General features: G+C 27.4%; 15 protein-coding genes. 2 read left to right on the forward strand and 13 right to left on the reverse strand.

The window, feature by feature from the left end; genetic code table 11:
- Positions 1-247 precede the first annotated feature (247 nt).
- Both GOY08_RS11755 and rfbF read left to right on the forward strand, forming a co-directional pair.
- Complete coding sequence (locus GOY08_RS11755; protein WP_158999113.1) at positions 248-1,003, forward strand: polysaccharide deacetylase family protein; 756 nt, start codon at positions 248-250, stop codon at positions 1,001-1,003.
- 23 nt (positions 1,004-1,026) lie between these two features.
- Positions 1,027-1,818, forward strand: coding sequence for a glucose-1-phosphate cytidylyltransferase (gene rfbF, locus GOY08_RS11760; protein ID WP_158999114.1), 792 nt, complete (start codon positions 1,027-1,029; stop codon positions 1,816-1,818).
- Between the two features lie 4 nt (positions 1,819-1,822).
- Here rfbF and GOY08_RS11765 read toward each other — a convergent pair whose 3' ends face one another.
- The 13 genes from GOY08_RS11765 to GOY08_RS11825 all read right to left on the reverse strand — a co-directional run bounded on the left by GOY08_RS11765 (position 1,823) and on the right by GOY08_RS11825 (position 14,117).
- Positions 1,823-2,995, reverse strand: a complete 1,173-nt coding sequence (locus tag GOY08_RS11765) for a hypothetical protein (protein WP_158999115.1) — start codon at positions 2,993-2,995, stop codon at positions 1,823-1,825.
- Between the two features lie 12 nt (positions 2,996-3,007).
- On the reverse strand, positions 3,008-4,402 hold the full coding sequence (locus tag GOY08_RS11770) for a hypothetical protein (RefSeq protein ID WP_158999116.1): 1,395 nt from the start codon (positions 4,400-4,402) through the stop codon (positions 3,008-3,010).
- Positions 4,395-5,774: a hypothetical protein gene (locus GOY08_RS11775; protein WP_158999117.1), complete on the reverse strand. Its 1,380-nt coding sequence runs from the start codon at positions 5,772-5,774 to the stop codon at positions 4,395-4,397. The genes GOY08_RS11770 and GOY08_RS11775 overlap by 8 nt, the downstream gene beginning before the upstream one ends.
- A complete protein-coding gene (locus GOY08_RS15685; protein ID WP_158999118.1) occupies positions 5,767-6,348 on the reverse strand; it encodes an acyltransferase in 582 nt (193 codons plus the stop codon). Before GOY08_RS15685 ends, GOY08_RS11775 begins: the two co-directional genes overlap by 8 nt.
- Positions 6,348-7,292 carry an NAD-dependent epimerase/dehydratase family protein gene (locus GOY08_RS11785; protein ID WP_158999119.1) on the reverse strand — a complete coding sequence of 315 codons (945 nt, stop codon included), beginning with the start codon at positions 7,290-7,292 and terminating at the stop codon, positions 6,348-6,350. The genes GOY08_RS15685 and GOY08_RS11785 overlap by 1 nt, the downstream gene beginning before the upstream one ends.
- Positions 7,293-7,330: 38 nt before the next feature.
- Positions 7,331-8,158 (reverse strand): FkbM family methyltransferase, encoded by an 828-nt coding sequence (locus GOY08_RS11790; RefSeq protein WP_158999120.1) that lies wholly within the window; start codon positions 8,156-8,158, stop codon positions 7,331-7,333.
- 18 nt (positions 8,159-8,176) lie between these two features.
- Positions 8,177-8,818 (reverse strand): HAD family hydrolase, encoded by a 642-nt coding sequence (locus tag GOY08_RS11795; protein WP_158999121.1) that lies wholly within the window; start codon positions 8,816-8,818, stop codon positions 8,177-8,179.
- Positions 8,819-9,520 carry a cyclase family protein gene (locus GOY08_RS11800; protein ID WP_158999122.1) on the reverse strand — a complete coding sequence of 234 codons (702 nt, stop codon included), beginning with the start codon at positions 9,518-9,520 and terminating at the stop codon, positions 8,819-8,821.
- Positions 9,507-10,424, reverse strand: a complete 918-nt coding sequence (locus GOY08_RS11805) for an NAD-dependent epimerase/dehydratase family protein (RefSeq protein WP_158999123.1) — start codon at positions 10,422-10,424, stop codon at positions 9,507-9,509. The genes GOY08_RS11800 and GOY08_RS11805 overlap by 14 nt, the downstream gene beginning before the upstream one ends.
- A complete protein-coding gene (locus GOY08_RS11810; protein ID WP_158999124.1) occupies positions 10,414-11,370 on the reverse strand; it encodes an NAD(P)-dependent oxidoreductase in 957 nt (318 codons plus the stop codon). Before GOY08_RS11810 ends, GOY08_RS11805 begins: the two co-directional genes overlap by 11 nt.
- Complete coding sequence (gene kdsB, locus GOY08_RS11815; protein WP_158999125.1) at positions 11,367-12,131, reverse strand: 3-deoxy-manno-octulosonate cytidylyltransferase; 765 nt, start codon at positions 12,129-12,131, stop codon at positions 11,367-11,369. Before kdsB ends, GOY08_RS11810 begins: the two co-directional genes overlap by 4 nt.
- Positions 12,132-12,313: 182 nt before the next feature.
- Positions 12,314-13,294: a class I SAM-dependent methyltransferase gene (locus GOY08_RS11820; RefSeq protein ID WP_158999126.1), complete on the reverse strand. Its 981-nt coding sequence runs from the start codon at positions 13,292-13,294 to the stop codon at positions 12,314-12,316.
- 94 nt (positions 13,295-13,388) lie between these two features.
- The gene (locus tag GOY08_RS11825) at positions 13,389-14,117 is read right to left on the reverse strand and encodes an HpcH/HpaI aldolase family protein (RefSeq protein WP_158999127.1); all 729 of its coding nucleotides are present in this window, start codon (positions 14,115-14,117) and stop codon (positions 13,389-13,391) included.
- Between the last annotated feature and the right edge of the window lies 1 nt (position 14,118).

The following is a 14,118-nucleotide window of genomic DNA, read 5'->3' on the forward strand; positions in this document are numbered from 1 at the left end:
CGGGTATATTCCATTAATAGAACAAGCTTTACATAACCATTTAAATTTATACAATATTTGTATTGTATAAATTTATTTTTTATCTTCAAAATAAAAAGACAATATAATCGAGAATTTAAATTCCTCAAATTTTAGCAGTGGCCTATTATATTACCACAAATTTCCTTTCCTATAAAAAAAATTAGTAATAGAATGCATCCAATAAGAACTATTGACTATTAGAAGAGTTCTTAAAGAAGGGCAAAAAATGAAAAATATAGCCAAAAATAATTTAGCGCTATTGTACTCCTATTTAATCAAATTTTTTCCTACAAAAGGTGTAAGAGTACTCATGTATCATGCTTTGAATACAAAACTTCCACATGACTCTTATGGGATAAGTATAGACTTTGATTTATTTTGTCAGCAAATTTTTCTTTTAAAACAGAATAATTATATATTTGTACCTCTATCGGAAGTGAGGAGTAACTTAGACAGAGATAAACATGTTAGTATTTCATTTGATGACGGATATAAAGATAATATGCTTGCAGCAAGATTTTTAAATAATCTTGAAATTCCATTTACAATATTCATAATTTCAGACTTTATCGATCAACAAATTTATCTTTCTACTGCCGAAATAAAAGAATTAAGCAATTTAAAATTTTGTACACTCGGTGCTCATGGCAAAACTCACAGTAAGCTTGGAACCTTGAGTTATATTGAACAAAAAGTAGAGCTGGAAACATGCAAAAAGTTAATTGAAGATATTACATCAAAAGAAATAGACCAATTATCTTTTCCGCATGGTTCATTTAATCAAAATACAATTGAAATTATCAACAATATTGGATTTAATCTTGCAGCATCTAGCCTTCATGGGTTAAATACAAAAAATAACTTTGATAAATATAAGTTAAGACGTACAGAAATTTTAGGCCATGATGGACTTAATATATTTCAGAAGAAAATAGAAGCTGGTTATGATTATTTGAAGTTCAAGGATTATATATTAAAATAATATTAATTTAAAATGAGGTTAAAATGAAAGTTGTTATATTTTGTGGTGGTCTAGGTACAAGAATACGTGATACATCTGAATCTCTCCCAAAACCCATGATAAATATAGGTAATTATCCCATCTTATGGCATATTATGCGCTATTATGCGCATTGGGGACATAAAGAGTTTATTTTATGCCTTGGATATAAAGGAGATAAAATAAGAGAATTCTTTTTAAATTATAGAGCTTACACTAGCGATTTTACCTTAAATTTTAACAAAGATAATAAAGATATTATCTTTCATAGCAATCATGAAACCCATGATTGGTCAGTTACTTTAGTTGAAACTGGTTTAAATACAATGACTGGTGGACGACTAAAAAAAGTACAAAAATATATTGCGCAAGATGAGCCCTTTTTATTGACCTATGGAGATGGGCTTGGTGATATTAATCTAGATAATCTGGTGCGTTTTCATACTATGAGCAATAAAATTCTTACGGTTACAGGTGTTAGACCACCTGGAAGGTTTGGGGAATTAAACTCTGATGAATTCGGTACAGTTACTGAATTCAATGAAAAACCCCAAGCAACAGCTGGCGTTATCTCTGGTGGTTTTTTTGCTTGTAACTATAAAATATTTAATTATTTAAATGAAAATGATAATCTTGTGTTTGAAAATGAGCCCATTAAAGCACTTGTCAAAGATCAACAAATGTCTATCTATAAACACGAACATTTTTGGCAACCAATGGATACCCATAGAGAATATCTACTTCTAAACGAAATGTATGAAAAAGGAAATGCCCCTTGGATGATTTGGAATAAGTAAAATATTATTCCTCCTTACTTTTATTAAAAAAGATAGAATGTATAAAACAAATGATAATTGCAAAGAGTAACCCTGTTATTGCTCCTGAACCAACATAGACAAAATGATTTATTGGAATCAATGTAGATGAAATTCCAATTAATTCAGAATTTTTTTTCATAGCTAAATTTGGCAAATAAAAATTCTTTGGATTTTGAAAATAACTATTTATTTCTGTATATAAATTTTTTATTGAGCTATTATTAGAGGATAACTCTAAATTTAACCTCTCATATTCAGAACTAATTTCTGCAATTTTTCCTAAATAATAAGAATAATCTGAATCAGTTATTTCATTTGTAGATTTTAAAAAAGCAAGGTTTGAATAAATTCCAACAAATAATTGTGAGATATTGTTATCCATTATTTTATTACTAAATTCTTTTTTGTTATTTATTACTTCATCTTTTAAAATTGGATAGTTTGAATCAAAAGTAAAATTTATGCTATTTTTTTTACTAGTTTTCATAAAGATATCATATAAAATAATATTTTTCTCATATATATTATTAAATATTAACTTATTTTTTTTTGTCAATTTCTCAATTTCTAACCTATTTTTTTCATAAAATTGTAAATAATTATTTAATTGAGCTTCATTAAAAAGTTTTACAGCATGATTTATAGCTACTAATAAATCATTATAAATATTGTTATCTTTTATTATAAATGGAAATTCTGTATTAACATATAAAAAAGTTAAGGATTCATCAGAAGCAATGTCTATTAAGCGAAATGGCAATTTATTTATTTTTGAAACATTTATACCATAATTTTCTAAAATAGTTTTAACTTCTGGCCTTATCTGAAACAATTTATCAAATAAAGCTGCATTAAATAAATCTGAGTATAATAAGAAATAGAAATGATACCTAGTATTTTTAATTACATTTTCTTTCATTTCATAGCTTTGATCATAACTTAATTTACTAATTTCTACAGGCATTGCTGACTTATAAAACTTAGTTTTATTAAGAGAAAATATAAATCCTATTATAAGCCCTAAAACAATAGCCAAAATAAAAACTTTACTATATCTAAAAAGAAAATATAAAAAATCTTTTAAATCATAATTATCTTCTGTTTTAATTGCTAAATTTTTATTGCCAACAATTAAAAATCTTAATACTCTAAGCAATTAGCAACCTCCTTATACAGAATTTTTATTTTTAAATAAATTTGATTCAGAATTATTAATTAATTTTTTCCTATGAAACATAAAATACAAAATAACAGAAAAATAAAAGCAAAATAATTGCTTTATACCTATTTGAAATATTGTTTGATAATGTATTATAGAAGTAAAAACAAAAAAACAAAAAATAATTGGTGAAATTATAATATCTAGATACTTCCGACTTTCATTCTTTTCAATAAAAAATAATGGATTTTTTAAATATGTATATAATGTGTAAAAAAAGAATATTGTTAAGACGAAAACAACAATAATTCCATCTGAAAGAATCCACATTCCATAACCAAAATCTGCATTAATATCAACCAATTCTTTTGATTTATACCATACTTCAGGATAGGAACCTGATCCTAAAAGTATATTAGAAATACTGCTATGTCTAATTATATTATAAATAGGACTTGTAAATACATCAATATAATATTGTATAAAAGAAGCATCATAAATTTTTCCTACTTTTATATAAATTAAGAATTCCCATGATAACGCTAACATTCCAATACTCAATAATGAAAACGCTCGAAAATACTTATTAAAAAATATAGTGCCTTTAGCAGAAAAAGAACAAAATCCCAAAAACATAACAAGACAAATTAAAGACGTTGTGGTCATAGTCAAAATAAACATAAAAAAACAGCAGGGAAAATATATAAACAACCTTACTTTATCTTTAAAATCATCTTTAAAAATAGGAATTAAATAAAAGCAAGCTATTAAAGATATAATGCTAGAATGTTGTGGACCTAAAATAAGACCATTAGGAGAACTACCATTAAATATTTTTGTAAAGTACGTGTATAAATCCCCTCTATAATCAACTATGTATTCTTTAATATATGATTTTGAAATAAAAACATCAGCTATAAAAAAATCAAAAAATAGCACAATTATAATAAAAAAAACGAAATAATTTACAACTTTTATAGTAGAAATAATATACTTATGAGAAATCTGAGATAATATAGAATAAAATAAAAATATTTGACAAATAAAATACATTGTCATTCTTGATTGAAATATTACATTAAAATTTTTTGTTGAATAAACTAAAAAGAGTAACTGAAATAATATCAAAGAAAAAAAAGATAGAAAATAATAAAAACTCAGTTTACTTATTCTTTTTATAAAAAACAAAGGCATAATTAAACCAAATAAATCTAAAAAAATATTAATTTTTATATCTTCAAATGTAGTAAAAAATGGGTTCAGAATAATTGAAAGAAAAATATAAAATAACAACCAATTTAGACTCAATATAGATTTTTCGTAAGAAAATTTATTTGAAATAAACTCCGCTAATCTATCACAATATTCAAAATATATTTTTTTTCTCTGTACTACTTCAGACACAAATAAATGCTCCATTTGCTTTTAGACTCATGCGCACTGCTTCATCTAACTTTATAAATTCAATATAGTCATCCCAAAGACTGTTATCAAATCTATCCATAAATGATCTTGAAATAGGGATATGAATTACTGTACAGTAAACTTTTTGTTCTAAAACTTCAAGAGGTAAAGATGCAGGGCCAATGCAAACTATAGCATTTTGTATTTTGTAGTCTTCTTTAGTAGAAATATTTTCTTTTATGATATTATTAAATTGCTTAAAATCTCTTCTAGAAATACCTGTTAATGGATGCGGACGGATGTGTCTTAATTTAATACCAGTTTTTGATAATTTTTTTAATACATAAATACTATAATTTAGATCAGCAGTTGAATATGGTAACGCTATCGTCGATAATTCAATATTTATAGGTGCTAAGGAAGAATAACGCAAAGACTTAATCTCTTTTATTTCAGCTTCTTTCCAACCAAAAATAGTAAGAATTTTTTTATAAGATGTACCATGAACCCATAATTGGTCGGGAAAATATTTATGAGGTTTTATGTAATGTCCAGGAAAAGTAAGCATTGTACTATGGATATAGCCTGTTACTTTCCCACCATTTTTTTGCCAAGCTTTAATTAAAGCTGTTTGCTCAGGCTGTGCTTCATATGGTAGAAATAAATCTGGTACCATATTGTGCTCTTTCAAATAACTTTTAAGAAAACTATTTATATGTCTATAAATTTTAACTGAATTATTTTGTCTTATATCTATAACATTTAGTGCAACAAATAAACCACAAAAAAATTCATTAAAATTACTTGCTTTAAACCTTACTAAAAAATTTATAAGAGTATAAAATAGTTGCTTTAAAATAATAAAAAAAGCAGATAATCCAACACATCTTAAATTTCCAACAGATAGTATGATTGAATCTTGATTTAGTTCATTCTGTTTTACTTGTTTTGGTGTTGAAGCTATAATGATAGATAGTGCAGTATTTGTTTCATAATGTTCAGAAAAAAAGTTTGAAAAATATTTATCTTTACCAGCTAAGTTTATTTTTTCATTTTGATTTAAATCTATCCAAGTTTGATAAATATATTTTTTTTTTGCATTATTACCAATTCTTGAAAAACTAAGTTCTCGTCTAAAAAAGAAACAACGTAAATAATTAAAGATTATTTTTTTAAGAAAAAATAAAAAAAATGTACGAAAAGAAATTTCTTTTAATAAATACCGAGCAACCATATCTCCAGAACTATTTTTACTCCAGGTTGCAAACCAGAGGGAATCAGAAAATATGAGTTCTTCATTTATAAAATCGATACATTTGTTTCTAAAACTAGAAAGTTTTTCAATAGAATTTATAATTTCAGTATCAATCATTACTTTTACTTTCACGGAATTTAATTATCTTTGCAGGTACCCCACCAGCTACCGCATAATCGGGAATACTTTTTGTGACAACAGCATTAGCACCAATTATAGCATGTTTACCAATGGTAACACCCGGCAATATTACAGCACCCACACCAATCCAACAGCCTTCTAATAATTTTACAGGAGCCACAAAACCTGCACCTTGTTTGATAATTGGAATATCTAATTTATCATAGTAATGAGTTGCATCACTTATATGTACCCTGTCAGCAATCAATACATTTTTTTCAATAAGAACATCTTGAAATGCATTAATATGAATAAATCTACCTAAATAACATCCATCTTGAATAACTAATGATGGTGTATTAGTTAATGGTAAATATCTACAATTTAACCATGAATTACTTTTTATAATTACATGATTACCAATACTTAGTCCTTTATTTTCTGTTATTTCAGCAGGAAATACAATATGCGATGAATTCCCAAAAGAAAACAACATTGATTTATAGTGTTTTTGACTTAAAATATAAATTAATTTTGTTATTACTCTTTTCAACAAATATAAAAAATACATTACTTATTTTCCATATTATTGATTGCCCAATTATAAAAATGTGCAAGACCTTGTTCAAGATCCACTTCAGGAGTCCACGAAAGAATCTCTTTTGCCTTACTGATATTTGCAATTGTGTAAGTTTGATCCCCTGGAGTAGAAGACAAGACTTCGAGAGGATATTCACCAAAATAATGTTTTAGTAGTTCTATAACATGCTCTACTGAATACCCCTTACCAGATCCAATATTTAATTTATAATGCTCAGGAGTTTGATCTGAAAAATTTAAGGCATGTATCCAAGCATTAACAACATCATCAATATAAACAAAATCACGAATTCTTTGTAAAGATCCCTTTACTTGCAGTTTTTTGTTTTTAATTAATTGCGCTAAATAAATACTAATCATCCCTTGGTCTGGATTTTGCATATTTTGTCCTGGACCGTAAACATTGAACATACGTAAGCTAAATGCAACGAGTCCTCTTTTAACATAAGTATCAATATACTTTTCTGCGACAATTTTACCTGTACCATAAACTGAAATGGGATTACCTGCATCATCTTCAACTAACAATTCATTGCGTGATTTCAACGCTGATCCATAGACACCAACGCTACTTGCATAAATAAATTTCTTAATATTATTTTTGCTAGCATAATCCAATAAATTGAGGGTTGAAACAACATTCCAATGAACATCATTTAAAGGATTTCTTTCCCCAATTTCTCCACTACTTTGGCCACCTATGTGCAAAATAGCGTCAAACTTAAATTTTCTTAATTTTTCATGAATTAAGCTAGATTCGGCTCCACACTCAATTAAGTTAACTTTATTACTTATATTGTTTTTTAATCCTGTAGACATATTATCAATAATAGTTACACTATGCCCAATAGTAAGTAATTTTTCACAAACTTTTGATCCGATAAAACCAGCACCACCTGTTAACAATATCTCCATGTAGATTATTCCTTTTTAAAACATTTTAAGTATATATTTTAATTTACTCTCTTGAAAATAAAATTATATACTGAACTCATATCTTCTACTGAAGAGGTTCTTCTTGGTAAAGGTTGAGCTGCAAAGCCTATACTTTCAAGTTTTTGTTTAATTAATTTGTCTTCGTTTAAATTCATATTTAGTTCTATCAGAATTGATTTAAGCTTACTATTTCTTAATATAATTTCAGCCCCTTCAATAACTAAAGATTCATTCCCATCAACATCAATTTTTAAATAATCAGGCAACCATTCATTTGGTGTATGTTCTATAAAATTATCAAGTCTATCAAAATAAATACCCTGAGTATGCTTAGGAATAAATTTCTTTTTTTCAAAATCAACTGATTCCCCTAAGTTATGTAGAGCAGCTCCCTGTTCAAAATTACTAAGAAAAAATTCGCCAAATCCTTGGCTAGAAGACAAAGCAATATTATAAGCTCTCATTACTTCGGAATAATTATTGATATAAATATTGGTATTTAATAAAGCGTAATTCGTCGACTCTGGTTCAAAGGAATATACTCTATGTCCTTTCGCCGCTGCGTACAATGAAAAAACTCCCATATTTGCACCAATGTCATAAAATACAGAATTTGGTTCAAAGGAATTGATCCATTCTATAGTATCCGGTTCTTTTGAAAAAAGAGTTTGTGCCCTCCAAAGAGTTAATCTATTAGGGCAGTAAAAACTTAATTTTTTTTCTTCTAAAGAAATTTCATAACGCGATAAAGCAGACTCTAAAAAAGTTGTTGTTACAGTTGAAGCTTTTCCAAAAAAAGACTTCGAAGTTTCTTGAATACATTTTTTTAAAATTTGTTTCATCATATTCTATTAATCTTCTTTCTATAAGAAATGTTTGTTAATTTCTAAAAAATTTTTAAAAGTTTCAATATTATCTTCCCATAAGCATATATTTCCTAAAAAACTTTTTATTTTAATAAAGGAAATATTACATTTTTTAGAAGCTAAATAATCAGAAGGAGTATCTCCAATAAATAGACACTGGGAAGAAGATAAATTCATTTTTTGCATGAGTCTAAAAATTCTATCTGCTTTTGTAACACCTTCCTCAAATCCAATAATATCACTGAACTCATTCAAAATAGAATATAAATTCAAATATGATACTATATCATTTTTCGGCGCATTAGATACAATCGATAAATTGATCTCATTTTTATATTTTATATTGTTAATAAACTCTTTAAAACCTTCTACTAAGGTTAAATTTAAAATTTTACCATCTATCATATTTGCAAATTTAAAACTTAATTCATCTATTGTTTTATTTGAGTTGCAATTTTCTGCAATCCACTTACAAACCACATTTCTTTCAGCGCCAATCAGTTTTGTTCTTAATAAACCATCAAGAACTATTCCCATTCCTTTTTTTTCTTCTTCTGCTAAAAAAGTAAATGCATTATGTTTTAATTCTGTTGAATCAACTATTACACCATCAAAATCTAAAAAAATATGTTTATACATTTAGTACCCCACAATTACAGTTGCAGGAGCTCCATCTGCATTTTCTATTCGCAAAGGCAAAGAAACAATTATTTTAGGTTTTATATTATTTATACCATTTAAATTAAGATCTTCTATTATTAAAATTGGTTTTGGAGAACATAAAAATTCTTTATGAACTAATCGACCTATTTCTCTATTTTGGAAAGAGGAAATAGATATAGTATCTAATCCAATTGTAGTCAATTCAGGATATTTTTCTCTTAAGTAATCAGCAACTCCAGTATTCACACCAATCCCATTTTTCCAATATTTTTCTTGGTTTCTATATATTGAACTACCTGTATCGATTAATAATAAAGTTGTATCATTTGCTATCTCTTTTTCTTTTTCTTTAAGATCTGAAATACTAATTAAATGACCTGTATCTAAATTCATTTTAATTATGGAGATTTTTACATGAATAAAATATGAAGCTTCATAGTCAAGGACATTTTTCCCATTTTTATCAAAATGCAATGGAAAATCAAAATGAGTGCCTACATGATTGCTAGCAGAAAAAAGCAACGTATTGCAAGTATCTCCACAACACAAATCTCTTTCTTTTTTTATTTCAATTTTTTTTCCATTTCCATATACAGGAGAAGATGTACCCCAAGTATAAGAAAGATATTTCCAATTTAAAGTTGGAAAAAAAAATTTTTCTTCATTAACTTGATTCATTTAAAAAACCCTTTTCAGTCGATATTTCATCTATACAATCAAGAATTCCTTGCCCAATATCAACAAAAGGATTTACTACTAATTTTTTTCCAATACGAGGTTTATATGCATAGGGCGTTATATTATAGTGAGAATCTATATCTTCATTCGCAAAATCTAGAGTTATATTTAGTTTATACCTTAAAATCTCTGCAATCATTTTCATGATATCTGAAACTTTATAAGATTGATGTCCTGTAATAACAACGTGTTGATTTTTAAAATCTTGTGTCAAGATATTAACGCTAGCAACGGATGCATCTGACACATGTATATACTCTCTTAATTCCTCACCAGTTCCTGAATAAGTTATTTTTCCTGTTGTTATAGCCTGATAAATAAGACGATACAAACCATTTCTAAAATCGGCTCTTCTACCATAAAGTGAACCATATCTTAGAATAGTAAAAGGAATTCCATATTTCTCAGAATATAATTCAGTAAATTTTTCACTTGTTTGTTTACTTATTCTATAAAAAGATCCTGACTCACTATAGACATAAACACTACTTGCTAAAATAAATCTTTTTACTTGATGAACTCTACATGCTTCCAATATATTTAAATTTCCCATAATATTTAATTGAGCAGTAAGTTCAGGATTATCTTTTGCAACATTAATATCCGCAAGACCTGCAAAATTGTATACAATATCTTGCTGCTCACAAGCATCAATTACCGCTTGTTTATCAAGTATATCTGCTTTAATAAACTCGACTTGACCTTTATTGAAAATTTTTGAGCAATTTAAGTCAAATATTTTCACTTTATAACCTTGAGAAATCAATTCTTCAGTTACATGACTGCCCAAAAATCCAGATCCACCAAATACAACAACTTTAGTTTCAGAATTTTCATTTTTCATTGTTTATTTTACCAAAATAATTTGCAATATGATTAATAGCAGAACGCCCCATATTTAAAACAGCTTCTTTAGAATTCCCACCTATATGCGGTGTAAAATACAAATTAGAAACTTCAGACCAACGACTAGCATCATATGGTTCTTCAAGAAATACATCTGAAGCAAAACCTCCTAATCTTTTCTCTAAAACAGCTGAACAAACTTTATCAAAATCTACTACTGCCCCTCTAGAAGTATTTATTATAAAGCAATCAGGTTTAACAATGCTTAGTTGCTCTGAAGAAAACATATATTGAGTTTGTTCTGTTAAAGGAACATGAAAAGAAATAACGTCAGATTCCTTTAATAAAGCTTGATAAGTCACTTGCTGAAATCCCAATTTCATAACTTCTTCACTCATAGATTTATCTATAATATCATAATACAAAATATTACAACCAAATCCTTTTAAAACTCTAGCCAAATCCATTCCAATATTACCAAGTCCAACTATTCCAAATATACATTTTGATAGTTCTTTGCCTCCATTTTTATTCCAAATTCCTTTAGACATTTCATAAATTGCTTTAGTAGAATTTCTTAAATGTCCCAAAGTAAAGGAAAGAACTAGTTCAGTCACAGAACGATTATTTAACCCTGGAGTCCAACCTATTTTTATTCCATTTTTTTCACAGGCATTTAAATCCAAATTATCAAGCCCTACGCCAAATTTACTGATAAAGTTCAAACTTTTACAAGAAGTCAAAACTTTTTCACTTACTTTTTCTAAACCAATGACTATAGCATTCGCCTCACATTCATTTATAAATTCAATTAAACTTTTTTCATTAAAACGAATATTTTTAGAATTTAATACTACTTTAAATCCATATGATGATAATTCATTAACAAGAATTGACGATTGTGAAAAAGAAGGTGATGCTACAGCAACTATATTATTATTCATTTCATATACCTAGAGAGTAATGGACAAGTTGTTAATGCATTTTCAACTCGAGCTATATCCTCAGGGACATCTACAGGCCATGATTTTTCATTTATCATTTCACAATAAACCTGTATTTCATGTTCTAGTACTCTTAACATATCAATAGATTCTATTTCTTCTAATGGCGTTGGCGGGAGATTGCTATATTCAATTAAAAAATCTCTTTGAAAAGGTATAATACACACCTGCTTTAAAGGCTTTATTTTTCCTTTAAATTTAGATAAACTAGGGATAGCCTCTCTGCTAAAATAAAGAGCGTTTTTATTTTTTCCTAAAACTACTTTAACACAGTTTGGCGAATTAAACTCCTCTAAATTTTCAATTTCAGAACATAAATTCACGACTTTTGCATTACTAGAATGTAATGCAAAGAGGGCTGTTCTTAACATATTTGGAGTAACCATAGGCTCGTCACCTTGAACCATTGTTACAGAAATTACTTTTTTATTTATTTCATTTTCTAAAAAAATAAGCGCTTCCTGTATACGATCAGAAGCTCTTTCGTGCTTACTAGAAGTCATAACAGCTTTGATACCAATACTTGAACAATATTCAAAAATTTCTTGATCACAAGTAGCTACAACAACAAGATCAAAGATTGGTTCTAATTTGCATCTCATCGCAACATGCCCAATCATAGGCATGCCTAAAATGGGTGCTAATGGTTTGTTTGGAAATCTTGAACTGCCCATCCTAGCAGGTATAATACAAATGTGCATATTGAATAAAATCCTAACTTTTATCATTTTTAATAAATAAGTATTTTTAGCAAAAGAGAATTCAAACTAAAAACCACTTTATTGTGAATTTAATAATAGCTTACTTTGGATCTTACTTCAAGATATTCAAGCTAAATATCAATCATTAGAGATTGTAAATCTATATTAAAAACATTTTTAATTTAAAGACCTAAGATAATTAGAAGGTCATTACCATTTTCACTATTTGACTTATTCAATGTTCTGTTCATTTTCCATGCATCAAAAATTGACATATTTTTATAATGACTTAAACTTGGATAAAATTTGCTTGAAAAGTAATATAATCCAGGATAAGAAAAAGTTTTTACTTTCTTAATTTTTAGTCCATATTTCTCTGCATATTTAAAGATATCTCTTATACTAAAATGATAGAAATGAATAGGAAGTTCTAAACAATCTGGATAGTTTTGATAAACATGTCCTTCATTATTTGGTATACAGATAACTGCCATCCCATCCTTTGCCAAATGTTCCTTAATAAATTTAAAATATTGACTTGGTTTATCTACATGTTCTAAGGACCAATTCATGCGAATAATATCAAAGTTATTTTCACTAATTGGTATTTTGTCAATACTTGGATAACATAAAATATTCAATTTATTTAAATTACTTCGCGCAGTTTCTGATAATTCACAGCCTACAACATTTGCAAATTTTTTATAATACTTCAAGCATCCTTTAGCACCAAAAAAATGTGAATTTGTTCCACTCCCGCAACCAATATCTAAAATTTTTTGTTTTTTTATTTTTTTAAAAATTTTAATGCGCTCTAAAACTGGATCTGAAACTTTTGGTTTTATTCTTTGAATTAAATAGGGATTAAGAATAGAAAAAGGATTAAAAATTAATACAAAGTATGAATTTGCAATTAAATCAAATATTTTATCAAAAAGTTTTTTTATATAGTTTCTTGTATTATGAAAAGAGTAATCTTGCACATAAAAATTTTTAATACTGTCTTTATCTGGCCTTGGATTGGTAAAGTTTAATTGGCAATCAGCGCATTTTACAACATGAAATAATTCATTTGTTGTTTTATATAAAAGATCTGTTTGGCTAGCAACAATAATATTATTTGTACTACCACAAAAATCACAGCTTACTTTCTCTAATGCCATCGCTCCCCCTTAAAGTCAAAAATTTCTAAATTTTTATCTTTAAAAAAAAACAATGTCAAACAAATTAAATTTGTAATATCAGAATATTACAAAGCTACCGCCCTAATTTAGTCAATTCTTCTCGCATAGCTGTTCCTAAAAAAAGCGTATCAATACTAAAAGCGATAAAATTATAACCAAGGTTAGAATACTCATCTATTTTATTATATTTTGGAGTAATAATGTGTGCTCCAAGTATTTTTTTTCTTGCAATAGTAGCATTTGATACTTTTTTAATAGCTTCTTTCATATGTGGATGCTCAAATTGTCCTGGAATTCCCATAGATCCACTCAAATCATATGGACCAATAAAAACTCCAGCAATTCCTTCGATATCTAAAATAGTTTCTATTTGTTCAACAGCATTAACATGCTCAATCTGAACTATAACAGTTAAATTTTTAAGATTTGATTGCAAATGTTCTTCAAAAGCAAAACCATATTTTTGTGCTCTAGCTAACCCTACTCCTCTGTTACCTTTGGGAGGATAAAAACAATTCAAAACAGCTTGTTTTGCCTCATCAGCAGAATTTACCATTGGTATTATAACACCATCAACTCCAGCATCTAAAGGAAACTTTAAATGGTAATGAGTATTTTGCGCAACTCTTGCAAATGCTTTTTTTCCTTTTAATTGAATGGTTGAAATAGCATTTTGTAAATCCAAATAAGATGTTGGTGAATGTTCTAAATCAACACATAGCCAATCAAATTTTTGCTCAGTCATTAGATCTACAATTGTTGGATGCAAAACAGTCAACCAACTTCCTAACGATAAATTCATA

Origin of the sequence: Pigmentibacter ruber (assembly GCF_009792895.1) — a bacterium.
In the GTDB taxonomy this organism is placed as follows: domain Bacteria; phylum Bdellovibrionota_B; class Oligoflexia; order Silvanigrellales; family Silvanigrellaceae; genus Silvanigrella; species Silvanigrella rubra.